Genomic DNA, 26,605 nt, shown 5'->3' with positions numbered 1-26,605 from the left:
TCCTTGAAGTTTTGCTAAACTCCCTTTCCCACCATACTTAGATATTAATTAATTAGGTATGTTTGGGTTTTTTTATACTCTTGTTGGCACATTATCTAACTGGACAACGAATTTTTTAGAACTTTATTATGATCAATAACGTTATCTCCCCCGAATATAATGAAGAAGGGCGGGTTATGCGCCGTGTCCGTAGTTTTGTCCGCCGTCAAGGGCGTCTGACAAAACGTCAGGAAGAGGCATTAGAAAGCGAATGGGCAGAAATGGGGATCGATTTTGTTAACGAACCCTTTGATTTCGCAAAACTATTTAATAATTCAAATCCAGTCACTCTGGAAATTGGATTTGGAATGGGCACCTCACTAGTGACGATGGCAGCACAAAACCCAGATCAAAACTTTCTGGGTATTGAAGTGCATGCACCAGGCGTTGGGGCTTGTTTGGCATCCGCAAAAGAAGAGAACATCACCAACCTACGCGTGATGTGCCACGATGCCATTGAAGTTTTAGACTTCATGATCCCGAACGGCAGCTTAGCAATGGTTCAGTTATTCTTCCCTGATCCTTGGCATAAAGCGAAACACAATAAACGTCGTATTGTGCAGATACCTTTTGCTGAAAAAATTCGCAGTAAATTAATTGATGGTGGTGTTTTCCACATGGCGACAGACTGGGAACCTTATGCAGAGCATATGCTTGAGGTAATGACCAGCGTGGCTGGGTATGAAAACGTATCCACGTCAGGGGACTACGTTCCTCGTCCAGAATCAAGACCAGAAACAAAGTTTGAAAAGCGCGGCCAGCGGTTAGGGCACGGTGTATGGGATTTAATGTTTAAGAGGGTTTAATCATGGCTAAACAACAACGTAGTCGCCGTTTACGTAAAAAAATGCGTTTGGACGAGTTCCAAGAATTAGGTTTCATTGTTAAGTGGAACTTTAAAGAAGGCACGCCAATCGAAGAAGTGGACAGCGTCGTTGACCAACTGATTGCTGAAGCTATCGAACCAAACGGTCTGGCATTTGAAGCTAGCGGCTACATGAACTGGGAAGGGATTGTTTGCCTGCAGAAAATTGGTAAATGTACCGAAGAACACCGTCAAATCGTTGAAAATTGGCTAAAATCAAAAGGGATGAACGACGTTGTTGTTTCTGAACTGTTTGATGTTTGGTGGGAATAATAGCTAGTTTGATTATTAATAAAGGCATCCAATTGGATGCCTTTATTTTCTAGAGTAATCCATTCTGGAGCAAAACACTTGAGCACCCAGTTTTCTGACCAATTACTGCATGATATTTTGGAGCAAGTCCGCCCCCTGATAGGTCAAGGGAAGGTGGCTGACTACATACCGGCGCTTGGCGGTATTCCTTCACATCATTTGGGGATAGCGGTTCATACCGCAGAGGGCGATATTTTCACTGCTGGAGATGCGAGAAAACGTTTCTCAGTTCAATCCATTTCTAAGGTTCTCAGCTTAACCTTGGCAATGACGCGCTACGAAGAGCAAGAAATTTGGAGCCGTGTTGGTAAAGAGCCTTCAGGGCTGCCGTTCAATTCATTGATTCAGATAGAGATGGAAAAGGGCATTCCCCGTAATCCCTTTATCAATGCCGGCGCGATTGTGATTGCCGACATGCTGCAATCTCGTTTAAGCGCACCAAAACAGCGGATGCTGGAGTTTGTCCGAAAACTCGCTTGCGAACCTGACATTAGCTATGACATCAATGTCGCTCGTTCAGAAATGGAGCATGCGAGCCGCAATGCAGCTATCGCGTATTTAATGAAATCTTTTGGCAATTTTGATAATGATGTTTTAACGGTTTTAGAAACTTATTTTCATTATTGTTCTCTAAGTATGAATTGTGTCGAACTGGCTAGGTGTTTTACCTATTTAATGAATCAAGGTGAGTCACCTTGTTCGATAGACCCAATTATCACGCCGCTACAATCTCGACAAATCAATGCGTTGATGATGACTTGTGGTATGTACGATGGTTCTGGTGAATTTGCATTTCGTATTGGAATGCCCGGTAAATCAGGTGTCGGTGGCGGTATTGTGTGTGTGGTTCCTAACCAATTTACGGTAGCCGTGTGGTCACCGGAATTAGATTCAGCCGGAAACTCTTTGGTGGGTTGTGCTGCCTTAGAGCTTTTATCGAAACGAATTGGACGTTCTGTTTTCTAATTACCTCTCAACCAATCTAGAGGTAATCGACGAGGAGATTTTATGTTACGCCGTACTTTAATTGCGTTTTCATTACTGGCCTGTGCCACCAGCCAAGCGGCGGATTATAACTGCTCGGTAACCCCTAAAGACGACATTTTTATGACGCCTGAACATGTTCAAGTCGTCGGTCGCAGTGGCGATTTAAAAATCACCCCAAGCGGTGATGTGACACTGAATGGTCAAAAGGTTGCACTGACCTCTGAACAACAGCAGAAAGCATTGCGTTATCAATCAGATATACGTCAGGATTTACCGTGGATCAAGAAAGAATCTGAAGAGAAATTAGCGGCATCACGTAAATCTCTCGATAAAGTGGTGGTTAAGGTGATTGGTAGCGATAGTAATATTCGTAACCGCCTGACTAAACTTGAAAAAGATTTAAACGGTCAAATTAACCAAATCATTGAAACTCGTTCAAACGGCTACGTTTTCCACCACGAAGGTATCAAGAAAGTGGAAACGTCAGGGCGTGAATTAGTCAATGAAAGTTTAGGTGGGATTTTACAAGACAGTATCAATGAGATGGGGCGCAAACAGTTACTTGCTGGCGGTGATACCAACAAAATGCTGCAAGGTATGCTAGGTAGCCTCGGTGGGTTACAGCAAGAAATTGATAGCGAATGGAAAAACCAAGAAAATAGCTTCCAGCAGTTTGGTCAGCAAGTCTGTACTAAAGTCACCTCATTGGAGCAGCAACGCATTAGCTTACTGAATTCAATTAACGGTAAATAATTCAGGTAGTTTGGTCAGTTATCAACGTTATTATCGGTAATGAAGGGCAGTAATAGGGAAACCGATTACTGCCTTTTGCATTAAAAGCCTCATCAAACCATACCGGCATACCATACAAATCATGACGGCATTAACATAAATAAAAACAACACTAAGAATCATTATCATTTGATTGACTTATGAGTAACTCTCCTTAGAATGCAGGTTTGGCTTAACGACTAAATGGGTGTTATTCATATGAAAAAGTTTATTCCAGCGGTACTAGTTTCCATCCTGTCATTCTCCGCACCTTACGCACTGAGTGCTGAATCTGCTGCATTTACGCCAAACGCAATCACTGCACAAGGTGCTGAAAAAGTCACGGTTAAACACCTTTCCGGCGAAACGGAAGTGGTGAAAAAACCTCAGAAAGTGGTTCTGTTTGACTTCGGTATTTATGACTCAATGCAAAAACTGGGGTTAGGGGACAAGGTTGTCGCTCTGCCGATGGGTAATGCACCTGCTTATGTGAAAGCTGGCATCCCTGCGACAGTCAAAAATGCAGGCGGCATGAAAGAACCAAACTTAGCTGAAATCGCCGCGTTGAAACCCGATTTAATCGTGATTACAGGTCGCCAAGGTAAATCTTACGACGCATTATCAAAAATTGCTCCGACGCTGAATTTAGGCTCTGACAGCAAAAATTATGTTGAGTCAGTAAAAGCCAACATTCGTTTAATTGGCGATTTATACGGTGACCAGAAAGCGGTAGACGAGCAACTGGCTCAGTTGGATAAAACCATTGCAGAAGCTCAGAAAAAAGCGGCTGCATCCAATAAAAAAGTGCTGGTTTTATTGCACAATGACGGCAAATTAATCCCAAATAACCAAGCGGTTGTTTACGATGTGGTAAAAGCACAACGTGCTGAATTACCTGTTCAAGCGGATGCTGATAAATCCAAACGTCGTGTGGTGGATACAAAAACTATCGCACAAGCGAACCCTGACGTGATTTTGATTGTCGATCGTAGTGAAGCGATTGGCGCAGGGAAATTAGAAAAAACGGTATTTGAAGACCAAAATATCCAAGAAACCAAAGCCTATAAAGATGGCAAAATCACCTATTTGCAATCTGACTTGTGGTATCTCTCCGGTGGCGGTTTAGTCAGTCTCACCGAGCAAATCGATGCAGTCACCAAAGCACTGTAATCGGTAGATTGTTATTTTCGTTTATTACCTTTGTTTATTACGTTTAGTAAAAGAAAAAGCCAGCGAAAGCTGGCTTTTTTATGGGAAAATATAAATCACTCTTCCCCTAAAAATAGCTCCAGTAGGGAGTTTAAGAATAACTTTCCATGTTCGGTTATTTGCCATTCATCAGCGGTTTCTGAGATATAACCTTTGGCTAAGGCTTCATCGATAGCGGGGCGAACCACAGATTCTGCCAGACCGGTATATTCAGTAAATTCACGGCGAGGCATCGCTTCAAGTAACCGGAAACGGTTCATAAAATATTCGAATGGGCGGTCTTCGTTCTCGACATTATATTGATTATCAAGATAACGACCTTCCATATAACCTCGCGGATGCTTGGTTTTGACGGTACGTAAAATCTGCCCATCGGTTGAGGTGATTTTACCGTGAGCTCCACAGCCAATACCGAGGTAATCTCCAAAACGCCAATAATTGAGATTATGTTCGCACTGATAACCCGCTTTGGCATAGGCGGAGGTTTCATATTGCTGATAGCCTGCCGCCGTCAGTAATTTATGCCCTTCGGTGTAGATATCCCATAGGGTATCGTCATCCGGCAAACGCGGCGGGCGAGAGCCAAACTGCGTGTTCGGCTCAATGGTGAGCTGATACCAAGAAAGATGCGGTGGAGAGAGTTCGATAGCTTGGCGTAAATCCGACAGCCCTTCTTCGCGAGTTTGTGACGGTAAGCCGTGCATTAAATCCAAATTAAAACTGCGTAGATTTAAGTTGGTGGCGAGCAGAGCGGCACGTTTAGCTTCACTAGGGCCATGAATACGCCCTAACATGATCAGTTTGTCGTCTCCGAAGCTTTGTACACCGATGGAGATACGGTTGATACCTGCTGCTTGGTAGCCTGCAAAACGGTCAGCTTCCACTGTGCCGGGGTTGGCTTCCATAGTCACTTCAGCATCGGGGGCTAAATTCACGCGCTTACGAACGCCATCCATCAACATTTGCATGGATTCAGCGGTTAATAAGCTCGGTGTACCGCCACCAATAAAGATAGTTTTAACGGGGCGGTCGCCAATCAGTTCGGCGTCTTTATCCAGATCGCTAAGCAAATGCTCAACATACTCAGTTTGGGGAATTTCCCCCTTAAGAGTATGCGAGTTGAAATCACAATACGGGCACTTTTGTACACACCAAGGAATATGGATATACAAGCTTAATGGAGGAAGCTTAAGCATTTTTTAGGGCATCCAACATCATCGCAAGGGCTTTACCGCGGTGTGATACCGCTTGTTTTTCGGCTTTAGTCAGTTCTGCAGAAGTGCAGCCTAATTCTGGCACGTAGAAAATTGGGTCATAGCCAAAACCACCTTGCCCTTTTGCTTCACGGGTTAATACTCCGTGCCAGCGACCATGAAACACTAATGGCGTCGGATCTTCGGCATGACGCAGGTAAACCAGCACACAGTTAAATTGCGCTTGGCGCTGGTCATCAGGCACATCTTTCATGGCATCGAGAAGCTTATCGAGATTTTGTTGGTCGGTAGCATCTTCACCCGCATAACGTGCAGAGTAAATTCCCGGCGCGCCACCTAATGCATCCACAGAAATACCGGAATCATCGGCGATGGCGGGTAAACCTGTTTGTGCCGCGGCATGGCGGGCTTTTAAAATTGCGTTCTCGATAAAGGTTAATCCGGTCTCTTCTGCGGACTCAACCCCAAGGCTGGTTTGAGCGACGATATCCATACCGAACTCGCGAAGTAAATCCGCTAATTCATTAACTTTGCCCGGGTTACCTGTGGCTAATACAACTTTTTGCATTGTTTCTATCTTCCCTTACATAATGCCGACAGAGAACAGCATGGCGGTTAACGCAGGGTCAATCATTAAAGAGATATCGACGCGTAAGTAGTTCAGAGCGATCAAAATAAACATCACAATCATCGCAGAGAAGTCTAACCCGCCCATGGCTGGAATAATGCGACGAATCGGTGCCATTAACGGTTCAGTTAATTGGAAAAGTAAATAATCGACAGGGTTACGGCCTTGACTGACCCAGCTTAAAATGGCGCGAATTAAGATCATCCAGAAAATCAATTTACCGATATAAGTCAGTAAGAGAATTAATCCCATTGGCAGTAAGGTCAGACCGATGGCTGGCAGCATATTGGTCGCCCACATACCAAAGATAATGTCAGCAATTGCTAGTACAAACGCCACCAGCAGAGTCGCGGTATCAATAGAGCCAACAGATGGAATTAGGCGACGTAAAGGCCCCACGATAGGTTGAGTGGCTTTAACCACAAACTGTGAGAATGGGTTATAGAAATCGGCGTGAACGCATTGCATCCATACTCTGAGCAGAAGCACAAAGATGTACAGTTGGATCAGGGTGGTAACAACAAAAACGATAGTCTGCATGGCTTATCCCAAAAAATAAATTAAAAAAGTTTTTCCATTTCTTCCGCACGGTCAATCGCGCTTTGCATAGCATTGGCGACAGTTTGCGGTAGATGACCTTGGTAAAATTGCTCTAAAGCCATTGCGGTGGTACCGCCTTTAGAGGTGACTTGCTCACGCAAGGTTGAAAATGGGGTGTCCCCTTGTGATTTCGCTAACGCCACGGAGCCCTCAATGGCATTAAGAACCAATTCGCGGGCTTGTTTTTCATCATAGCCAAGCTGCTCGGCTTTTTGCTGCATGGATTCCATAAACAGGAAAAAGTAAGCGGGGGAGCTACCGGTTAACGCAATGATATTGTTGATTTCGCTCTCTTTGGCGCACCAGGTTGTTGAACCGACGCTTTCCATCAATTGCTGAGTAAATTGTTTATCATCTTCAGAGACGTTGGACTGTGCAAACAAGCCACTAACACCTTTACCAACCAGTGACGGCGTGTTTGGCATAATGCGCACTAAACGCAGTGAATGGGCAAAATAGTCATTATAACGAGCCGCAGGAATACCGGCAGCGATGGTTAATATCAGCTTATTTTCTAAGTTTGTGAGTTGTTGAAGAGGCTCACAAACGTCTTTCATCATTTGCGGTTTGACGGCAAGCACAATCACGTCCGCTTGTTGGGCGGCGGTGAGATTATCATTGGTGCTAATGATGCCGTAATCTTGCGCCATTTTGTCACGGCGTACAGGGGTTGGTGAACAGACGGTGATCATCGATGCAGGATAGCCATGAGCCACAAGACCCGCAATAATGGCATTTGCCATATTTCCCGCGCCAATAAAGGCAATTTTGCGATGTTGCATGTTGTTCTCCTAAAGATTAATTATGGTACTGACGGGCACCAAAAATGGCGGTACCGATGCGAACAAGTGTTGATCCGCAGTGGATAGCAGCGCGCATATCGTCGGTCATCCCCATGGATAAAGTGTCCACAGTCGGGTAGTTAGCTTTCAATTGCTCGAATGCCTGTTCCATTTGGCGAAACGCTGCACATTGGCGCTCATAATCGGTTTCTGGGGCTGGAATGGTCATTAACCCACGCAACACTAAATTGGGGAATTGGGCGACTTGAGCAGCAAGTTCATTTACTTCCTCGAGGGGGATCCCCGATTTGCTGTTTTCATCACTAATATTAATTTGGATCAGCACATTTAGCGGCGCTTTATCTTGAGGGCGCTGCTCATTTAAACGTTGAGCGATTTTGACGCGATCTAAAGTATGGAACCAATCAAAATGTTCTGCCACTAAGCGGCTTTTATTGGACTGTAGTGGACCAATAAAGTGCCAAATTAGGTCGGTTCTTTCTGCAAAGTGCTGGATTTTCTCAACGCCTTCTTGCACATAGTTTTCACCAAATTGGCATTGACCTGCCTCGATAGCTTCCATAATGGCTTCACAAGGTTTGGTTTTACTCACAGCTAACAGGGTAATATCTTGAGGGGAGCGGTGACACTCGGTTGCAGCAAGATGAATACGCTCAGTGACATCAGATAGGTTTTTTTGAATGGTCATGTTATTCAATACCGTTTTTCAGTTGCTTTCGGTGAATAGTGAGAATTAGCCCTAGTGTAAAACATATTAAGGGCGAACGGCACCTTTGCAGCAACTGAATGGGGAAAATAAACGTAAAGATGCGCCTTTTAGAAATTTTGTTCAAACCAACTTTCTAAAATCACCACCGCAGAGGCAGAATCCACTTTGCCTTTACTCAGTGCGCGATAGCCACCTTGCTCAAACAGCCCCGATTTCGCCTCTACGGTAGACAGCCTTTCATCATGTAGTTGAACCTGCACACCAAAGCGTCCGTGAATGCGATTGGCAAAATTACGTGCTTGGCTAGTGACGAGCTGCTCAGTGCCATCCATATTTAAAGGAAGCCCGACGATCACGAGCTGCGGCTGCCACTCTTTGAGCAATTTTTCAATTTGTGACCAGTCGGGTCGGCCATCGCTGGCTTTTAATGAGGCTAACGCACGCGCGGTACCAGTGATCTCTTGACCGACAGCGACGCCAATACTTTTCGTCCCAAAATCAAACGCTAATAGAGTTCTTGCTGACATTAAGCGTGCCCCGCTTGCATGGAGATATTATGGATGTCGATGCCTAAAAGGTTGCCTGCGGCTTTCCAGCGTTCGTTTAACGGCGTATCAAAAATCAGTTTAGGATCGGCTTTAACGGTCAACCAGCTATTTTCCATGATTTCATTTTCTAACTGCCCGGGTTCCCAGCTTGAATAACCGAGCGTGACTAAAGAATTCATGGGATGCTGCTCACTGCCTAATGTCTCTAAAATATCTTTAGAGGTTGTTACCATGACATGGTCATTGAGGCGCAAACTTGCTGCATAACCCGCAACAGGGGTATGGATAATAAACCCGTGCTCTTCAGAAACAGGGCCACCCGCAATCACCATTTTTTCAAGATTGCGCGTATTGGTATTGTCAGACACGTCAATTTCGAGCTTTTTCAGCATGGTCGCGACAGAAAAATCCTCAATAGGCTTGTTGATCACGAGGCCCATCGCACCATTTTCATTATGTTCGCAGATATACACCACGGAATGGTCGAAATAGGGATCCGTCAGTGAAGGCATGGCAATTAAAAAATGATTCTGTAAGTTCATAAATGGCAAGCTCAGGGGTTATGTTCCTATTCGTTGAGATAACATTATGGATTAAAACAAAAACTATGGCTTAAAACAAAAATTATGGGCTAAAAAAATAACGCCAAAGGCAACCTCGAAAGGCTGCCTTTTTGAGACGTATCTGTTAACAGATACTATTTTTCATAAAGACTATTTTTTCAGGCGGCGCTCAATCGCATCCATCAACATACCGGTGATGGAGATATCAAATGCAGCTTCAATTTCACGGGCGCAGGTTGGGCTTGTGACGTTAATTTCAGTCAAGCGATCACCGATAATATCCAGACCCACGAAAATCAGACCTTTTTCTTTTAAGGTCGGTGCGACAGCGCGAGCAATCGCCCAGTCACTTTCTGTTAATGGGCGGGCTTCACCACGGCCACCCGCTGCGAGGTTTCCACGGGTTTCCCCTTGTGCAGGAATACGCGCAAGGCAATATGGCACAGGTTCACCGTCCACCACCAGCACACGTTTGTCACCCTCTTTAATGGCAGGTAAGAAGTTTTGCGCCATGCAATAACGGGAATTGTGCTCGGTTAATGTTTCAATAATAACGCCAACGTTCGGGTCTTCTTTTTTCAAACGGAAAATAGAGGCGCCGCCCATACCGTCCAACGGTTTAAAAATCACGTCGCCGTGTTTTTTATGGAATTCACGCAGTTTTTCAGAGCTACGAGTGACTAAGGTATCTGGAGTTAACTCAGGGAACCATGCCGTAAACAGCTTTTCGTTACAGTCACGTAGGCTTTGTGGCTTGTTGACAATCAAGCAGCCCGCTTGTTCTGCGCGCTCAAGAATGTAAGTCGCGTAGATATATTCAGTATCAAATGGCGGATCTTTACGCATTAAAATGGCGTCAAGGTCGCTCAGAGCGATATCTTGTTCTGAGTGAAACTCATACCATTTGGTTGGGTTCTCTTCGACCGTCACAATCTTTGTGGTCGCACGGGCTTCACCTTGGTGCAGGTACAGGTCGTTCATTTCCATATAATGGATTTCATAACCGCGGCGTGCAGCTTCCAGCATCATTGCAAAACTGGTGTCTTTTTTGATTTTAATGGATGAAATAGGATCCATTACTATGCCAAGCTTGATCATTTTATCTCCTTAACCCAAGTCACCTAAACGCACTTGTAATGCCGTTATAGCGGTTAGCGCGGTCGTTTCTGTTCGTAATACTCGTGGCCCTAACAGGATATCAGTAAATTGATAATTGGCTGTCATGGCAATTTCATCAGCGGATAAGCCGCCTTCTGGGCCTATCAGCAATCTTACGTGCTTTAAATCAGCGGGGAGCGTGTTGATGCTCTCACTTGCCCGAGGGTGTAAATTAATTTTAAACGCGCCGTCATTTTCTGCACACCACGCTTCAAGAGATTGAACAGGGCGGATTTCAGGGATGCGGTTGCGACCACTTTGCTCACAGGCAGCAATGGCAATTTTTTGCCACTGTTGTAATTTTTTCTCTAAACGTTCGCCATCCAGGCGTACGCCACAACGTTCTGAAAGTAGTGGCGTGATTGTGTTGACGCCAAGTTCCACAGATTTTTGAATAGTGAATTCCATTTTTTCACCGCGGGACATTACTTGCCCAAGGTGGATATCTAAGGGGGATTCACGGTCATCCAATGTGCAGTCTTGGATAGTCACAAACACATTTTTTTTCGTTGCTTCGGTAATTTCAGCGCGGAATGTGTGATTGCTTCCATCAAACAATTCTAGCTGCTGTCCGGCTGTCATGCGAAGAACTCGACCCACATGGTTAGCTGCATCATCACAAAGCGAAATGGTGGTATTAATTTGAAGTGGCTCTGGGTGATAAATGCGTGGAACGCGCATGATTTTTCCTTAGTCCAATAATTAAGATAACTGATGCAGGATATGGGGGCTGAATCTCGAAAAACAAGAGGACGGTCTGAGTTTATAACTAAAAAGAGGGATTTTTTAGCTCGTCTGTGCCTTGCATTTCACACTCTCATATCGACGCTAAATTTGTCGATAAAACCGACTCAAAACGACGAAATTATAGTGTTGGTTTCTGCGCCCAGCACCGTATAGTAAGCCTTGTCTTTACCGCTCATGGAAAAGGAGAACACCATGATTGATGCCGTAAATGGATTTTTAATACCTATATCGTTAGTCACACTATTGTCCCTCTTGTCATCGTGGCTGACAACTCTGTTACTGAGGGAAATTCCTGCCCGCTATTTTGATTTACCGAGTATTACCATTAACGTGAATCGGGTATGGATAGGTTATTGGGTATTGGGAGCGATGATTGCGCTCCTTGGTTATCCACTTTTCGTTATCTCTGTATTATTTCTGTTTTTTAATTTGGTTATTCCGTTAGGGGTAATAGACCTAAAAACGGGCTATTTACCGAATGTTCTCAATTATCCCTTACTCGTTTTGGGTCTGTTATTTCAATGGATAATGCCAGCGGGAAATCTGTTATCCGCTATTTATGCACTGATCTTTAGTTATGTTGGGCTAGTGGTTATCACGACGTTGGTGGAAAAAATTCGTCGGCGTCCGCAAATGGGACGAGGGGATTTTAAATTAATTGCCGCGTGTGCGACTTGGCTCGGTCTATTCTATCTTCCCTATTTTCTTGGGCTTGCAGCAAGCTTAGGTTTACTGCATTTTCTTTGGCGCGCATGGCGAGAAAAACAGGAATGGCAAGGCAAACATAAATTAGTGAAGAGTATTCCGTTTGGTCCTGCCATTATTTGTAGCGCCAGTTTTTGGCTGATGTTTAGCTGGTATCCTAATTAGCGGCTTTCACCAGCGAGTCTAAAAATTGTTGCCATTTTGCGGGGTCGCCAAGGTAGTTTTGCAGTGGTACGCGCAGCCATTTGCCTTGCTGTTCGATTAACAGCGTTGGAAAGCCAGACGCACCGGATTGGCCGAGCAATTGCTTACTTTGAGCAATATGAGCGTCTGTTTCAGTTTGCGCGCATTGGGCATAATCTTTTTGGAACTGCTCAATATTCAAACCAATTTCTTGCGCCACTTCCGCTAAGACTTCGGGCTGTTTAATCTGGCGACCAGAAATGTAATGTGCTTTTTGCAAAGCTTTAAGCATTTCAACGCCTTTTCCTTGTTTTGTTGCCGCTAAAATAGCGGTTTGTGGTGGCGTTGAGTCCATCACTACATTTGGCTGGTGCAGCATTGCGATGTAGTCATCACCAAAAACTTGCCCCGTCATGGCAGCAATGCGTTTATCTGATTGCAAAATATATTGACGGAATTGGTCGTCAAGATGCAGGCGTGCATTGCCAGCAAGCATTCCGCCACCGTGCAATTCTAAGTGAATATTGGGGTGATTAGCGGCAATGGCGATTAACGGCGCAGCGGCATAACACCAGCCACAGTAAGGGTCATAAATATAATGTAGGGTAATTGTGTTCATGGTTTTTATTCTCTCTAATTATTTGTTTTATCATTCTATTCGAATCGCTGAAAAGCCAGTCGTTAAAAAAACAAGCTAACGGAAAATAGCGGGTTAATAGTCGCTATCTCCGTCATTAACTGTCTTTATATTGAGCTGCGGCTTATTGCGGCCACTGCATTTCGCCTTTCACCACTTTAGCGCTTAACTCTAAGCTTGATTTGTCATCCAAGCTTGGGTAGCGAGCTTCCATTTTCTGAATAAGTTCTGCGGAATCTTTACTCTGGCTGTTCGCTTTCTCAAAGTCAGTTAAATATTTTTGGGTAAAGGTCACGCTTGCCAGATCCATTTTGGATTTACCCGTAAAGTGTCCTGGAACAACCACGCTTGGTTTCAGCGCTTTGATGCTTTCTAACGTTTGTTGCCAATTTTGGCGCGATTGCGGAGTCTGAGTGTCGGCAACCCAAACGTGGATATTGTCAGAAACGACAACGCCACCTACAACGGCTTTGAGTGAAGGCACCCAAACGTAGCTTCTGTCTGGAGATGCGCCATCTAACCCTTTAATTTCTAACGTTTCGCCATCTACAGTGAAGTGATTAGTTTTGATAACTTCAGGTACGATAACTTTACTTGGTGCTTCATTTTTTAAGACGCCGCCCCAGTAAGCCAGTTTGCCATCTTTAGTGGAGTTAATCGCATCAACGGTTTGTTGAGTCGCAACCACTTTGGCATCAGGAAAGGCTTTAGTCAGTGTTTCTAAACCAAAATAGTAGTCTGGATCAGAATGGCTGATATAAATGGTGGTCAGTTTTTTATCCAGTTTTTTGATTTTATCGACTAACTGCTGGGCGTCATTATTTTGAAACTGAGCGTCAATCAATACCACTTCTTTATCGCCACTGATAATTTCAGAGGAAACGGGAAACACACTGTTATTGCCTGGGTTATAAACATCTAAGGTTAAGTTCGCCGCTTGAGCAAAGTGAGTGGCAGTGGCAAATGCGGTTGCAGTTAATACAGTCGATAATTTCATTTTTCTATCCTAATGTTGAGTGATGTTGTGTGCCTGATTCGGCTTGGTGTGTATATTAAATTGCAATTAAGGTGAGAAAAACACCATAATAAGGTCATATTTGTTGCATAAATCGGTCAAATGATATGGATAGACTCAAAGCAGTACAGGTGTTTATTACTATTGTAGAACAAGGTAGCCTCAGCGGTGCGGCAGATAAATTGGATATGTCCCGTGCGATGGTGACGCGCTATTTGGCTGAAATGGAGCAGTGGGCGGGGGTACGTTTGCTTAACCGTACCACACGGCGCTTAAGTTTAACGTCAGCGGGGGAAGGGGTTTATCAGCAATCATTGCAGTTGAATGCACTCTCTTTAAGCGTTCCGGTTGAGCAAAAGCATGATACGAAAGAGCTAGCGGGCTTGGTGAGGATTAGTTGCTCTCAATCCATCGCTCAAAGTGCGTTGTCTCTAGCGATTTCTGAGTTCTTACAAACTTATCCTAATATGATGATTGATATGCAGATTTCGAATAAATCGGTGAATTTAATCGAGGAGCGTATCGATCTGGCTATCCGCATTACCAATCAGTTAGAACCGAATTTAATTGCCAAGCCGCTATCAACCTGCCATTCCGTAATTTGTGCTTCGCCGAAATTTCTACAAGGCAAAAATTTACCCACCAAACCTGAAGATTTGGCTCTGATGGAGTGCCTCACTTACAGCTTTTTTGGGCGTAGTATGTGGAGCTTTGAAAAGGCGGGAAAAACCTCGACTGTGCTGGTGGATGGTCGACTCAGCGCCAATGAATCCGTATTTTTAATGGAAGCGACACTTAATGGCGCGGGCATCGCGATGCAGCCTTACTATTCTGTTGCGAGCTATTTACAATCGGGGGAGTTGGTTCAGTTGTTACCAGATTACACGCCGATGCCCCTTGGTATTTATGGGGTCTATACCAGCCGGCAGCATATGCCAACGACATTACGTGCCGTGATCGACTTCCTTGCTAATTGGTTTAAAACCTCACCTCACTGGCTCTCATTGATGTCGCAGCGCTAAGGCGAGGTCATGCTCTAGTTGTGTAAAGGTACGTTGCAAATGCTCAGTGAAAATATGGGTGATCTGCGAAGATGGGCGGTGATTCGGCGTAATTAAGCTAACGGTAAATGGGATAGAAAAACTAAGTGGACGGATCACCAGCTTACCTGCTGATTGTTGATAAAAATCCAATGCAGTCAGGGGGTTGACGATAGAGACCCCAATTCCTTTCAAGGTCATGGCGCAAATAGAGGAAGCGGAGTGGGTTTCCATCACCATTTTGCGCTCCACTTGATGCTCGGCAAAGGTGGTATCAATGATTTGCCGATAGCTATCTGTGAGAGAGAGGCTAATAAAACGCTGTTGATGAAAATCTTGTGGAGTGAGGACTTTTTTCTGCTCGAAAGGGTGCCCTGCGGGTATTACACAAACTTCATTTAATGAACCTAATGTCAGTTGTTCCGTGCCCGGCGGAGTTTGTAAGTGCTCAGTTAGCCCCAAATCATAACGCTGGGCGGATAGCCACTCTTCTAATACGGGGGATTCTTGCGGGATCACAGTTAAGTTCACTTCTGGGTAATTTTGCATAAAGGCTTGGCAAACTTGCGGTAACAAAGATTGTGCGAAAGCAGGTAAGCAGGCAATGGAAATTTGAGCGTGTTCAAAGCGGCGAATAGTTTCTGCAGAGTTGCGAATACGCTCCAAACCATAATAGGAGTGTTCGACTTCTTCATGGAAACGCAAGCCTTGCGCCGTGGGGTGTAGGCGACCTTTGACCCTATCGAATAATTTAAATTGTAATAAATGCTCGAGTCGCGCCAGTTCTCGGCTGATGGTTGGCTGGGAGGTATTTAGCAATGAAGCCGCTTCCGTGAGGTTGGGCGTGGTCATTACCGCACGAAAAATTTCAATATGTCGCCAAGAAATAGCCTGCATGATTGCTCCTCTCGTATTTATATATCAGATATGAATAGACTCTAGCAAAAAGGATATTTTTTTTCCCGTCTTATTCGTCTAATAATCGAACTTACTATAATAAAACTTGCCAACGAGGTTCCGATGACCACATTCGCCAACACCACCAGCCAGTATTTAACCCCTGAACATTTACGTACACTGCCTACGCAGTTTGGTACGCCTGTCTGGGTGTATGATAGTGAAGTGATTATTGACCGTATTGGGCAATTAAAAGTGTTCGATACCGTCCGTTTTGCTCAAAAAGCTTGTTCCAACATTCATATTTTGCGTTTGATGCGTGAGCAGGGCGTGAAAGTGGATTCGGTGTCATTGGGTGAAATTGAGCGTGCATTAGTGGCGGGCTTTCAGCCGGGTCGTGAAAAATCGGAAATCGTGTTTACGGCGGATGTGCTCGATCCAGCCACGTTGCTGAAAGTGACAGAGTTAGATATTCCGGTGAATGCGGGCTCTATCGATATGTTGCAACAAATTGGTGAATATAAAGCTGGTCATCCAGTTTGGCTGCGTATCAATCCGGGTTTTGGGCATGGTCATAGCCAAAAAACCAATACGGGTGGAGAGAACAGCAAGCACGGAATTTGGCATCAAGATTTACCGGAAGCATTAGCGAAAATCCAGCAGTACAACCTAAAGTTAGTAGGCATTCACATGCACATTGGCTCCGGTGTTGACTACCAGCATCTTGCCAATGTGTGTGATTCTATGGTGGAGCTGGTGATGTCTGCGGGCGTGGATATTGAGGCTATTTCGGCGGGTGGTGGTCTATCAACGCCTTATCGTGAGCATGATGAAATCATTAATGTTCAGCACTATTACAGCCTGTGGGATAACGCGCGTCAGCGTATCGCGCAGTACTTAGGTCACTCTATTGAATTAGAAATTGAGCCGGGGCGTTATTTAGTGGCGGAATCCGGTGTTTTATTGGCGCAAGTGCGTGCAGTTAAAGATATGGGCAGCCGCCATTATGTGCTGGTGGATAGCGGTTTTAACGATTTAATGCGCCCTGCAATGTATGGCAGTTATCACCATATTTCGGTATTACCAGCAGATGGCAGCAGCGTTGACAGTCAGTCATTAAAAGAGACCATTGTAGCGGGGCCATTGTGTGAATCTGGGGATGTCTTTACCCAGCTAGAAGGTGGAATGGTGGAAACCCGCTTACTGCCAGCAGTCAACGTTGGGGATTATTTAGTTTTCCATGACACAGGGGCTTACGGCGCATCGATGTCATCGAACTATAATAGCCGTCCATTGTTGCCTGAAGTGCTGTTTATTCACGGAAAACCAACGCTGATTCGTCGCCGTCAAACTATCCAAGAGTTATTGGCCTTAGAACTGTAAATTAAATTTGGTTATTTGATATTTGATATTGGTTATATTTATTATTTTAATGATGATGGTGAAGGGAAGGATATTGAGAAAATGAAATATTATTTTGATTTTGGGGCTAAAAAAGGTGGGAAGATTTGCCTAAAAAATCTTAAAGATACAATGAAGTTATCACGTTAGTCTTAAAATCAAAGGGAAATATATTATGCATGACGAACGACTAACCAAAATAAACAAGGGAGCCATTGGCTCCCTTGTTGTTTTTAGTACGGTGACAATTTTTAGCGCGTTAGATTAATTATGCCGCTTTTTTCTTTTTCGACTGAGATTCATCCTCTGACTCAGTGTGTGGCTTTTTTGATGGAATCACACCTAAATCGTCGAAATCAAATTCGTCGACATTAATCGTACGTAAGCGGCTGGCTTCGGCTTTACGTAAAATGTCAGCTTCTTCTTGGGTGATAATGTTTTCTGGCAACATTTGATCAGCTAACTTATCCAAACGCGTGAAGCTGAATTTACGCTCTTTTAAGCGGCAGATACGTTCGAAAATTGGCTCTGCAGCAATAATGTCATACAGTGCTTGGTTCACTAAACCGTGCGGGTTGTTCTCCACAGGGGTTAGGAATTGACCACGTCCAATTCTGTCGCGTGTTTCTGATGGCTCCATCATCAGCTGTGCTAGTTTGTGATCCAGTCGGTCAGATGGCATCGACATTGCACGGCCTGTCGGGAACAACACGATGCGTAATGCACCAGCAACAAAGCGATTTGGGAAGTTTTTCAGTAGGTCGTCCATCGCTTTTTCTGATTGATACAGACAATCTTCAACAGCCCATTTCACCAGCGGTAAATCCGCTTTTTGGCGACCTTCATCTTCATAACGTTTCAAGGTTGCAGAAGCTAGATACAGATGACTCAGAATATCCCCAAGACGAGCGGAGATACGCTCACGGCGTTTTAAGCTACCACCAAGAACACCCATAGACACATCAGAGAGCAGGGCTAAGTTAGCACTTTGGCGGTTAAGCATTTGGTAATAACGGCGAGTTTCATCTTTAGTTGGTGCGCTGCTGCCACGCCCATTGGTTAAACCTAACCAGAAACTGCGGCACTTATTACTGATCACATGACCAATATGACCGAATACCGCTTTATCAAATTTGTTTAGGTTATTATCTTGGGCTGCTGCCATTTCATCAAGCACATAAGGATGGCAACGGATGGCACCTTGTCCAAAGATAATCATGCTACGAGTCAGAATATTGGCACCTTCAACGGTAATGGCGATAGGTGCGCCTTGGTAGGATCTGGCAACGAAGTTAGAACTTCCTAAACAGATACCTTTACCGCCAGTGATATCCATTGCATCGATAATTGAGCGCTGGCCACGGTGAGTACAGTGATATTTCACGATGGCGGAAAGCACCGCTGGTTTTTCGCCCAACATAATGCCGGAGGTAATTAAGGTTGCTGCGGCGTCCATTAAATAGGCGTTGCCAGCAATACGGGCTAGAGGCTCTTCAATACCTTCCATTTTGCCTATAGGAAGTTTGAATTGACGACGAATATAAGCATAAGCACCCGTTGCCATTGCTACACTCTTCAAGCTACCTGTTGAGTTGGATGGTAAGGTGATCCCGCGTCCAACAGACAGGCATTCCACCAGCATTCTCCAACCTTGACCTGCCATTTGTGGACCACCGATGATGTAATCGATAGGCACGAAAATATCTTTTCCGCGGGTTGGGCCATTCATAAATGGAATGTTCAGCGGAAAGTGGCGGTGACCAATCTCAACACCAGGGGTATTCGTTGGGATCAATGCACAAGTAATACCGAGGTTTTTCTCGCCGCCCAGTAGTTTCTCTGGGTCAGTTAATTTAAAGGCTAAGCCTAATACCGTCGCGATTGGCGCAAGGGTAATGTAGCGTTTGTTCCAAGTCAGGCGCATACCTAAGACTTGTTCACCTTGCCACTCGCCCATGCAAACAACGCCGGCATCAGGAATCGCTCCAGCATCAGAGCCTGCTTCTGGACTGGTTAATGCAAAACAAGGGATCTCTTCACCAGTAGCTAAGCCCGGTAAATAACGATTCTTTTGCTCATCCGTACCATAATGTTGCAGTAATTCACCTGGACCTAATGAGTTTGGAACACCCACCGTGATAGCAAGGATACCGGAAACACCCGCTAATTTTTGTAGAACTTGAGATTGGGCGTACGCAGAAAATTCTAATCCGCCATACTCTTTTTTGATGATCATCGCGAAGAAACGGTGATCGCGTAGGTATTGCCAGACTTCTGGTGGTAAATCTGCGAGTTCATGACTGACTTCAAAGTCGTTCACCATGCCACAAACAGTTTCCACTGGGCCATCAATAAAAGCTTGTTCTTCAGCGGTGAGTTGTGGTTTTGGGTAATTATGAAGTTTGTTCCAATTTGGTGCCCCACGGAACAGGTCACCTTCCCACCAAGTGGTTCCAGCATCAATCGCTTCTTTTTCTGTGCTAGACATCGGTGGCATCACTTTCTGGAACAGGGTCATCGCTTTTGATGAAAACAGAGATTGGCGAATTGGTGTGATGACAAATGGTAATAAAACCAGAGCGACGGGTAACAGCATCCAGTAGCTCCAGACACTAGCAGCACCCATGGCTGCGGTATAAGCCAGTAATATAACGGTGCTCAGAATGAGTGAGCTTTTGTGGTAGCTCAGCACGCCGATTAACGCAATAAATAAAACAATACTGAGAAGGATCATAGTTGAAGCTCCTGTCTACTTGTAAGAGGTCTGACCTGTTTGTTTTATTAATCTATATCTGGTAATAAACAATTAGCAAGGTATTTACATCTTAATTACAACTTGGCTCACAAAATCATCAGTTCCTTTTTGTAAAGGGACGGTGAATGAAAAATAACCAGTCTTTAGCTAGCCGCAGAGCAGAAGCGCATTGTTGGAGATTTCGCCAACCATACCCCATACGGTACAATCAAAAGTAGAAACAAAATGTACCCTGTGCAACAATCGAGAAATCAAAGATAAATTACCTATAAAGACGTAATTATCTCCATCAAGCATTCGTAAAAATTAAGGGGAAACTCATGTACCAAGACTTGATCCGTGGTGAGCTGACTGAAGCGGCAGATACGCTATCAAAATTTTTAAGTGATGATGCAAATCTGCAAGCGATTGAGAAGGCGGCAGTATTGCTGGCGGACTCTTTTAAAGCGGGTGGTAAAGTGCTCTCTTGCGGTAATGGCGGCTCTCACTGTGATGCAATGCACTTTGCGGAAGAGTTAACCGGACGCTATCGTGAAAACCGTCCTGGCTACCCAGCGATTGCTATCTCCGATGTTAGCCACATCTCTTGCGTGAGTAATGACTTTGGTTATGAATTTGTTTTCTCTCGCTTTGTGGAAGCGGTAGGACAAAAAGGCGATGTGCTGCTTGGTATTTCGACCTCAGGTAACTCTGGCAATATTATTAAAGCGATTGAAGCCGCACGTGCGAAAGGTATGAAAGTGATCACCCTGACAGGGAAAGATGGCGGGAAAATGGCGGGGAGCGCTGATATTGAAATTCGCGTTCCACATTTTGGTTACGCAGATCGTATCCAAGAGATCCACATCAAAGTGATTCATATTCTGATCCAATTAATTGAAAAAGAGATGGTTAAGTAACCATTTTTAGTAGCAGGAGACTTTAAATGTGCGAGTTGCTTGGCATGAGCGCCAATGTACCAACGGATATTACGTTTAGCCTGAGCGGGCTGATTTCCCGAGGTGGGCAGACTGGCCCACATAAAGATGGATGGGGGATCACGTTCTACGAAGGTCTAGGCTGCCGCACATTTAAAGATCCTCAACCCAGTTTTGTCTCCCCTGTGGCGCGTTTTGTGCAGGAATATCCTATTAAATCGGAAAGCATTGTGGCGCACATTCGTCAGGCGAACCGGGGGGATGTTTCACTGGTGAATACCCATCCGTTTACACGGGAACTATGGGGACGGAACTGGACTTATGCGCATAATGGGCAATTGAAAGGGTTTCGTTCATTAAAGACGGGGCACTATAGACCAATCGGTGAAACTGATAGCGAATGGGCGTTTTGCTGGATTTTGCATCAACTGAATCAAAAATACCCAAGAAAGCCAACAAACTGGAAAGCCGTTTTCCGTTTTATTGGCACACTCGCGCAGCAACTGCGTGAAAAAGGGGTATTTAATATGCTGTTATCCGATGGGCAATATTTGATGGCATTTAGTTCAACAAAGCTGCATTGGATCACGCGTAGAGCGCCGTTTGGTAAAGCGAAACTGCTGGATCAGGATATCGAGATTGACTTTCAGCAGTGCACAACGCCAAGTGATATTGTTTCTGTCATTGCCACGGCGCCCTTAACAGGCAACGAGACGTGGCAAAAAATAGAACCCGGTGAATTTGTGCTATTCCACCGAGGTCAACGCATACTGTGATTTAGATCCCAATAACTTAGTGGGCGTTTCTGGCATGCTGTTAACATGATATTTACCTAATGTTACTGATATTTCAGCAGGTTTGCCGGTTCGCTCAAAATAATCATAAGCAGGTTGAAGCTGTTTCCAAAAAGCATAATGCGTTGAGTTGCGATAACGCAGCATATTCATTTTAGTCATGCGAAATGGATAAATACTTACATCAACGGCTAGTTGACCATTTTGAAGTGCTTGTTCCACGGTTTGATAAATTTCACCCATGGATTTATCTGTCATTGCATAACACCCGACAGACACACAGCTACCGTGAATCATCAGATAGTTACCTGAATACCCCTGAGTCTTATCAAATTCATTAGGAAATCCAAGATTGATAGATCGATAATATCGACTATTTGGATTGAGTTGCGAGCGCGTGATCTGATAAAACCCCTCAGGGCTTTTTAAGTCACCTTCTATCTTTTTAGGGCCTAGTCCACCAGAAAACTTACAGATAGAGTAGGTTTTGACTAATTTATACTTTCCTACGGCTGTTTTTTGGTAGAGCTCAAGCACACCCTCTTGCTTAAATATTTGAATAAATATCGATGAATCAGGCTGAGCAGTTGGCTTACTATTAAGGTGAAATAATGTGTTTTCTTCTTGTTGAGCAAATGCAGACGCTGCAAATGTGAAGAGTAAATAAACACCGACGGTTTTACTTATATGCATAATTAAGCCAAATGTTGAAAAATAAGCTGATTAAAAATGGACCAAATTCAACATATTTTAGACGAATGGAACAAAATTTAATATATCAAGTTAATAATTTTCTAATGAATCATTATTGACTACAAATTAATCGATGTTCGATAAATATGAGCTAACATGTAGGTATTTACGAATTGTTGCAACAAAATTTTAAATTTTATTGCAATTTGCTTGAACTAGGTCACTTCTATAACCGGACAGAGGTCGAGGGAACTGATAAAATTGACCCCGGCAGAAGAAGAGAAAGTGTAGCAATATTGTTAGATTTACTTACTCGAGTGGCGAAAGCAACTTGAGTTATTTTTATTATTGAGTCGCTATCATTCATTGCTGAATCGTTAGCTTAGGGTTTAACTGATAAACTTGTGCAGATCTTATGATTAAAATTAAAAAAGGCCTTAACCTTCCAATAGCAGGTGAGCCAGCCCAAGTGATAGAAGACGGCCCGAAAATTCAACACGTAGCGGTGCTAGGTGAAGAATATGTCGGAATGCGTCCTTCGATGCTGGTTAAAGAAGGTGAGCGTGTAAAAAAAGGGCAGGTTCTTTTTGAAGATAAAAAGAATCCTGGCGTGGTATTTACTAGCCCAGCCTGCGGTAAAATTATTGCTATTCATCGCGGTGAGCGTCGTGTACTTCAGTCCGTTGTTATCGAAATCGATGGTGATGAACAAGAGACTTTCGAGTCTTATTCTACCGACCAACTCCCATCACTGACGAAAGAGCAGGTTGAACAAAATCTTTTAAGATCCGGTTTATGGACTGCTTTAAGAACGCGTCCATTTAGTCGTTCTCCAGAGCCTGGTTCATCCCCCGCAGCGATTTTTGTGACTGCAATTGACACCAATCCTCTTGCTGCTGATCCTTCGATTATTATTGGCGAAAATACGCAAGCCTTTACTGACGGCCTCATCGTTCTGAGCCGACTGACTGAAGGCAAGGTGCATGTTTGTCATGGTGCGAGCGAGCTTCCAAAACAAGCGGCTAATACACAAATCACATACACACAATTTGCAGGACCACATCCAGCGGGCTTAGCAGGGACTCATATTCATTTCCTTGAGCCTGTTAGCATTCGCAAAAAAGTGTGGAGCCTCAATTATCAAGATGTGATTGCCATTGGTAAATTATTTACCACTGGCCATCTTTATACTGATCGCGTTGTCTCTGTCGCAGGTCCGCAAGTTGAGAAACCTCGCTTGCTGCGTACTCGCCTTGGCGCGGATATCTATGAATTAACCAAAGGTCAGCTCAAAGCAGGTGAGAACCGTATTATTTCTGGTTCTGTGCTGTGGGGCGTGACTTGTGATGATGCTCATCATTATCTTGGTCGTTTCCATAACCAAGTTTCTGTATTAGCAGAAGGTCGTGAAAAAGAGCTGTTTGGATGGATTATGCCAGGCGTGAATAAGTTCACTATCACGCGTACCACCATTGGGCATTTCTTGAAGAATAAACGCTTCGATTTTACCACGACGATGAATGGCGGTGAGCGTTCAATGGTACCAATTGGTAACTATGAGCGTGTCATGCCTCTCGATATTATGATCACCCACTTACTGCGTGATCTGCTCGCAGGGGACACCGATACTTCTCAGGAACTGGGTTGTCTGGAACTCGATGAAGAAGACTTGGGACTGTGCACCTATGTGTGTCCAGCTAAGTATGAATATGGTCCAGTACTGCGTGATGTCCTGACCAAGATTGAGCTAGAAGGGTAATTCCATGGGTCTGAAAAATTTATTTGAAAAATATGAGCACCAATTTGAACCCGGTGGAAAATTAGCAAAATTCTATCCATTGTATGAAGCTGTTGCGACAGTCTTCTATACACCGGGCACTGTAACAAAAGGTCGCTCACACGTCCGCGATACTATCGACCTCAAGCGCATGATGATTTTAGTCTGGCTTGCGGTTTTCCCTGCGATGTTCTGGGGTATGTATAACGTTGGTAACCAAGCTATTCCTGCGCTACATCATTTATACAGTGGCGCTGAGCTGCAACAAGTTTTAGCGAGTGACTGGCACTATTCTCTGGCTCAGTTATTGGGCGCATCTTTAGCTCCTGATGCTGGCTGGGGCAGCAAAATGCTGCTAGGTGCGATTTACTTCCTGCCAATTTACTTAGTGGTATTCTTGGTCGGCGGTTTCTGGGAAGTGTTGTTTGCCATGATCCGTGGTCATGAAATCAACGAAGGCTTCTTTATCTCCTCTATCTTATTTGCGCTGATTGTTCCGCCTACCATTCCATTATGGCAAGCGGCGCTCGGTATCACCTTCGGTGTGGTTGTCGCAAAAGAGATTTTCGGTGGTACAGGTCGTAACTTCCTTAACCCTGCACTCGCGGGTCGTGCTTTCCTTTTCTTTGCTTATCCAGCGCAAATCTCGGGTGACTTAGTTTGGACTGCTGCTGATGGATTCTCGGGTGCAACGCCTCTGTCCCAATGGGCGACGGGTGGTGTGAGTTCACTGGTGAACACAGTAACTGGCGAGCCAATCACTTGGATGCAAGCTTTCTTAGGGAATATGCCAGGTTCGATTGGTGAAGTTTCTACCCTGATGATCTTCATCGGCGGCGCATTTATTATCTTCTTCCGTATCGCCTCTTGGCGCATCGTGGCGGGTGTGATGCTGGGTATGATTGCCATGTCTTACCTGTTCAACTTTATCGGTTCAGACACCAACCCACTGTTTGCTATGCCATGGTGGTGGCACATGGTTTTAGGCGGCTTTGCCTTCGGTATGATCTTTATGGCGACAGACCCTGTTTCCGCTTCCTTTACCGATAAAGGTAAATGGGCTTACGGGATTTTGATCGGCGTAATGTGCGTACTTGTTCGGGTTGTGAACCCTGCATATCCAGAAGGGATGATGCTCGCAATCCTGTTCGCCAACCTGTTTGCTCCTCTGTTTGACTATATGGTCGTTCAAGCAAATATTAAACGGAGAAAAGCCCGTGGCTAATGATAAACCAGTAAATAAAGATGGCGTCGGCAGAACGTTTATCGTTGTTTTCATTCTCTGCTTAGTCTGTTCCGTCGTTGTTGCCGGTGCTGCGGTTGGTCTTAAACCCCAGCAACAAGAACAAATTATGTTAGATACTCAGCGTAATATTTTAAGTGTTGCAGGTCTGCTGCAGCCGAAAATGAGCGCCGAAGAAATTCAAAAAGTGTATGGCAAGCGTATCGAGCCTAAGCTCCTGAATTTCAAAACCAATGAGTTATCTAACAGCGTAAGTCGTTTTGACTTAAACAGCGAGCTGCGTAGCGAAGAGACCAGCATTGCGTTATCCCCAGAAGAGGACATTGCGAAAATTCGCCGTCGCGCCAATAGCGCTGAAATTTATCTGGTTAAAGATGAGCAAGGGAAAGTGACCCAAGTGATTCTGCCAGTTTATGGTTCAGGCTTATGGTCAGTGATGTACGCCTTCATTGCGGTGGATATCGATGGTGTAACCTCTCGTGGTATTACCTACTATGCGCATGGTGAAACGCCGGGTCTGGGCGGGGAAGTTGACAACCCACAATGGAAAGCGCAATGGCCGGGTAAAAAACTGTTCAATGAGCAGGGTATTCCTGCAATCAAGATCGTGCGTGGTGGTGCCACCGATAACCCATTTGGTATCGATGGTCTTTCAGGTGCAACCCTGACTTCAAACGGTATTCAACATATGTTTGATTTCTGGTTAGGCGATAACGGTTTTGGTCCGTTCCTGAAAAAAGTTCGTGAAGGAGCGCTGAATAATGGCTGATTCTAAAGAAGTAAAACGCGTCCTACTTGGACCATTGTTAGATAATAACCCGATTGCATTGCAGGTTCTGGGTGTGTGCTCCGCATTGGCGGTGACCACTAAACTTGAAACTGCATTGGTTATGACCATCGCCGTAACGCTAGTTACCGCGTTCTCTAACTTTTTTATCTCATTAATTAGAAATTACATTCCAAGTAGTGTTCGTATTATTGTTCAAATGGCAATTATTGCATCATTGGTAATTGTGGTTGACCAAATCTTACGCGCCTATGCCTATGAAATTTCGAAACAACTTTCCGTATTCGTTGGTTTAATTATCACCAACTGTATCGTGATGGGACGTGCTGAAGCGTATGCGATGAAAGCACCACCAATCGAAAGTTTTATGGATGGTATCGGTAACGGTCTTGGTTATGGTGTAATTCTGGTACTGGTTGGCTTCCTGCGTGAGCTATTTGGTTCCGGTAAACTGTTTGGTATTACAGTATTTGAATCACTGCAAAATGGTGGTTGGTACATGCCAAACGGCTTATTCCTGTTAGCACCAAGTGCATTCTTTATCATCGGTATGCTGATTTGGGGTCTACGTACTCTGAAACCAGCTCAGATAGAGAAGGATTAAGAGA

General features: G+C 44.5%; 28 protein-coding genes. 14 read left to right on the top strand and 14 right to left on the bottom strand.

Features of this window, described 5'->3' with window-relative positions:
* Positions 1-128: 128 nt before the first annotated feature.
* From trmB to GKR48_RS11820, 5 genes are all read left to right on the top strand, one after another.
* On the top strand, positions 129-845 hold the full coding sequence (gene trmB, locus GKR48_RS11840; protein ID WP_154628231.1) for a tRNA (guanosine(46)-N7)-methyltransferase TrmB: 717 nt from the start codon (positions 129-131) through the stop codon (positions 843-845).
* Positions 846-847: 2 nt separating this feature from the next.
* Positions 848-1,177: a YggL family protein gene (locus GKR48_RS11835; RefSeq protein WP_036954142.1), complete on the top strand. Its 330-nt coding sequence runs from the start codon at positions 848-850 to the stop codon at positions 1,175-1,177.
* 36 nt (positions 1,178-1,213) lie between these two features.
* A complete protein-coding gene (glsB, locus tag GKR48_RS11830; protein ID WP_410431244.1) occupies positions 1,214-2,182 on the top strand; it encodes a glutaminase B in 969 nt (322 codons plus the stop codon).
* Positions 2,183-2,224: 42 nt separating this feature from the next.
* Positions 2,225-2,956 (top strand): DUF2884 domain-containing protein, encoded by a 732-nt coding sequence (locus GKR48_RS11825; RefSeq protein ID WP_154628230.1) that lies wholly within the window; start codon positions 2,225-2,227, stop codon positions 2,954-2,956.
* A 237-nt stretch (positions 2,957-3,193) separates the two neighbouring features.
* Positions 3,194-4,144 (top strand): siderophore ABC transporter substrate-binding protein, encoded by a 951-nt coding sequence (locus GKR48_RS11820; RefSeq protein WP_154604529.1) that lies wholly within the window; start codon positions 3,194-3,196, stop codon positions 4,142-4,144.
* Positions 4,145-4,239: 95 nt separating this feature from the next.
* On the opposite strand, the gene hemW is transcribed toward GKR48_RS11820, so the two are convergent.
* The 9 genes from hemW to rsmE form a co-directional block, all read right to left on the bottom strand.
* On the bottom strand, positions 4,240-5,379 hold the full coding sequence (gene hemW, locus GKR48_RS11815; protein WP_154628229.1) for a radical SAM family heme chaperone HemW: 1,140 nt from the start codon (positions 5,377-5,379) through the stop codon (positions 4,240-4,242).
* On the bottom strand, positions 5,372-5,965 hold the full coding sequence (rdgB, locus tag GKR48_RS11810) for an RdgB/HAM1 family non-canonical purine NTP pyrophosphatase (RefSeq protein ID WP_154628228.1): 594 nt from the start codon (positions 5,963-5,965) through the stop codon (positions 5,372-5,374). Before rdgB ends, hemW begins: the two co-directional genes overlap by 8 nt.
* Positions 5,966-5,980: 15 nt before the next feature.
* Positions 5,981-6,565 (bottom strand): YggT family protein, encoded by a 585-nt coding sequence (locus GKR48_RS11805; protein WP_154628227.1) that lies wholly within the window; start codon positions 6,563-6,565, stop codon positions 5,981-5,983.
* A 20-nt stretch (positions 6,566-6,585) separates the two neighbouring features.
* The gene (gene proC / locus GKR48_RS11800) at positions 6,586-7,407 is read right to left on the bottom strand and encodes a pyrroline-5-carboxylate reductase (RefSeq protein WP_154628226.1); all 822 of its coding nucleotides are present in this window, start codon (positions 7,405-7,407) and stop codon (positions 6,586-6,588) included.
* Between the two features lie 16 nt (positions 7,408-7,423).
* Positions 7,424-8,116 (bottom strand): YggS family pyridoxal phosphate-dependent enzyme, encoded by a 693-nt coding sequence (locus GKR48_RS11795; protein WP_154628225.1) that lies wholly within the window; start codon positions 8,114-8,116, stop codon positions 7,424-7,426.
* Between the two features lie 128 nt (positions 8,117-8,244).
* The gene (gene ruvX, locus GKR48_RS11790; RefSeq protein ID WP_154628224.1) at positions 8,245-8,664 is read right to left on the bottom strand and encodes a Holliday junction resolvase RuvX; all 420 of its coding nucleotides are present in this window, start codon (positions 8,662-8,664) and stop codon (positions 8,245-8,247) included.
* Complete coding sequence (locus GKR48_RS11785) at positions 8,664-9,227, bottom strand: YqgE/AlgH family protein (protein WP_108479443.1); 564 nt, start codon at positions 9,225-9,227, stop codon at positions 8,664-8,666. Before GKR48_RS11785 ends, ruvX begins: the two co-directional genes overlap by 1 nt.
* 171 nt (positions 9,228-9,398) lie before the next feature.
* Positions 9,399-10,346 carry a glutathione synthase gene (gene gshB / locus GKR48_RS11780; RefSeq protein WP_154628223.1) on the bottom strand — a complete coding sequence of 316 codons (948 nt, stop codon included), beginning with the start codon at positions 10,344-10,346 and terminating at the stop codon, positions 9,399-9,401.
* A 9-nt stretch (positions 10,347-10,355) separates the two neighbouring features.
* Positions 10,356-11,087 (bottom strand): 16S rRNA (uracil(1498)-N(3))-methyltransferase, encoded by a 732-nt coding sequence (gene rsmE / locus GKR48_RS11775; RefSeq protein ID WP_154604537.1) that lies wholly within the window; start codon positions 11,085-11,087, stop codon positions 10,356-10,358.
* Positions 11,088-11,345: 258 nt separating this feature from the next.
* On the opposite strand from rsmE, the gene GKR48_RS11770 reads away from it, so the two are divergent.
* On the top strand, positions 11,346-12,023 hold the full coding sequence (locus GKR48_RS11770) for a prepilin peptidase (protein WP_154628222.1): 678 nt from the start codon (positions 11,346-11,348) through the stop codon (positions 12,021-12,023).
* On the opposite strand, the gene GKR48_RS11765 is transcribed toward GKR48_RS11770, so the two are convergent.
* The gene (locus tag GKR48_RS11765) at positions 12,016-12,660 is read right to left on the bottom strand and encodes a DsbA family protein (RefSeq protein WP_154628221.1); all 645 of its coding nucleotides are present in this window, start codon (positions 12,658-12,660) and stop codon (positions 12,016-12,018) included. The two genes, GKR48_RS11770 and GKR48_RS11765, sit on opposite strands and share 8 nt — an antisense overlap.
* Positions 12,661-12,802: 142 nt before the next feature.
* Positions 12,803-13,675, bottom strand: a complete 873-nt coding sequence (locus GKR48_RS11760; protein WP_154628220.1) for an MBL fold metallo-hydrolase — start codon at positions 13,673-13,675, stop codon at positions 12,803-12,805.
* 125 nt (positions 13,676-13,800) lie between these two features.
* On the opposite strand from GKR48_RS11760, the gene GKR48_RS11755 reads away from it, so the two are divergent.
* A complete protein-coding gene (locus tag GKR48_RS11755; protein WP_154628219.1) occupies positions 13,801-14,715 on the top strand; it encodes a LysR family transcriptional regulator in 915 nt (304 codons plus the stop codon).
* On the opposite strand, the gene GKR48_RS11750 is transcribed toward GKR48_RS11755, so the two are convergent.
* Positions 14,695-15,630 (bottom strand): LysR family transcriptional regulator, encoded by a 936-nt coding sequence (locus tag GKR48_RS11750; protein ID WP_154628218.1) that lies wholly within the window; start codon positions 15,628-15,630, stop codon positions 14,695-14,697. The two genes, GKR48_RS11755 and GKR48_RS11750, sit on opposite strands and share 21 nt — an antisense overlap.
* Before the next feature lie 123 nt (positions 15,631-15,753).
* On the opposite strand from GKR48_RS11750, the gene lysA reads away from it, so the two are divergent.
* On the top strand, positions 15,754-17,013 hold the full coding sequence (gene lysA / locus GKR48_RS11745; RefSeq protein ID WP_154628217.1) for a diaminopimelate decarboxylase: 1,260 nt from the start codon (positions 15,754-15,756) through the stop codon (positions 17,011-17,013).
* Between the two features lie 286 nt (positions 17,014-17,299).
* Here the strand turns inward: lysA and fadE are convergent, their stop codons facing one another.
* Positions 17,300-19,765, bottom strand: a complete 2,466-nt coding sequence (fadE, locus tag GKR48_RS11735) for an acyl-CoA dehydrogenase FadE (protein ID WP_154628216.1) — start codon at positions 19,763-19,765, stop codon at positions 17,300-17,302.
* A gap of 341 nt (positions 19,766-20,106) precedes the next feature.
* On the opposite strand from fadE, the gene lpcA reads away from it, so the two are divergent.
* Both lpcA and GKR48_RS11725 read left to right on the top strand, forming a co-directional pair.
* Positions 20,107-20,685: a D-sedoheptulose 7-phosphate isomerase gene (lpcA, locus tag GKR48_RS11730; RefSeq protein WP_036954182.1), complete on the top strand. Its 579-nt coding sequence runs from the start codon at positions 20,107-20,109 to the stop codon at positions 20,683-20,685.
* A 26-nt stretch (positions 20,686-20,711) separates the two neighbouring features.
* A complete protein-coding gene (locus GKR48_RS11725) occupies positions 20,712-21,479 on the top strand; it encodes a class II glutamine amidotransferase (protein ID WP_154604561.1) in 768 nt (255 codons plus the stop codon).
* On the opposite strand, the gene GKR48_RS11720 is transcribed toward GKR48_RS11725, so the two are convergent.
* Positions 21,450-22,190 (bottom strand): L,D-transpeptidase family protein, encoded by a 741-nt coding sequence (locus GKR48_RS11720; RefSeq protein ID WP_154628215.1) that lies wholly within the window; start codon positions 22,188-22,190, stop codon positions 21,450-21,452. The two genes, GKR48_RS11725 and GKR48_RS11720, sit on opposite strands and share 30 nt — an antisense overlap.
* A 415-nt stretch (positions 22,191-22,605) precedes the next feature.
* On the opposite strand from GKR48_RS11720, the gene GKR48_RS11715 reads away from it, so the two are divergent.
* The 4 genes from GKR48_RS11715 to GKR48_RS11700 are packed head-to-tail and all read left to right on the top strand — an operon-like array spanning position 22,606 to position 26,601.
* Entirely contained in the window at positions 22,606-23,949 is a 1,344-nt protein-coding gene (locus tag GKR48_RS11715; RefSeq protein WP_154628214.1) for a Na(+)-translocating NADH-quinone reductase subunit A, read from the top strand.
* A 4-nt stretch (positions 23,950-23,953) separates the two neighbouring features.
* Positions 23,954-25,192, top strand: a complete 1,239-nt coding sequence (locus GKR48_RS11710; RefSeq protein ID WP_036954189.1) for an NADH:ubiquinone reductase (Na(+)-transporting) subunit B — start codon at positions 23,954-23,956, stop codon at positions 25,190-25,192.
* Positions 25,185-25,979, top strand: coding sequence for a Na(+)-translocating NADH-quinone reductase subunit C (locus GKR48_RS11705; protein ID WP_336431156.1), 795 nt, complete (start codon positions 25,185-25,187; stop codon positions 25,977-25,979). The genes GKR48_RS11710 and GKR48_RS11705 overlap by 8 nt, the downstream gene beginning before the upstream one ends.
* Positions 25,972-26,601, top strand: coding sequence for an NADH:ubiquinone reductase (Na(+)-transporting) subunit D (locus tag GKR48_RS11700; protein WP_154604565.1), 630 nt, complete (start codon positions 25,972-25,974; stop codon positions 26,599-26,601). Before GKR48_RS11705 ends, GKR48_RS11700 begins: the two co-directional genes overlap by 8 nt.
* Positions 26,602-26,605: the final 4 nt, after the last annotated feature.

The sequence above is a fragment of the Providencia sp. wls1943 genome (assembly GCF_009706275.1).
Classification (GTDB): domain Bacteria; phylum Pseudomonadota; class Gammaproteobacteria; order Enterobacterales; family Enterobacteriaceae; genus Providencia; species Providencia zhijiangensis.
Note: the sequence above shows the minus strand (reverse complement) of the source record. Positions and strands in the feature narration are given on the sequence as shown.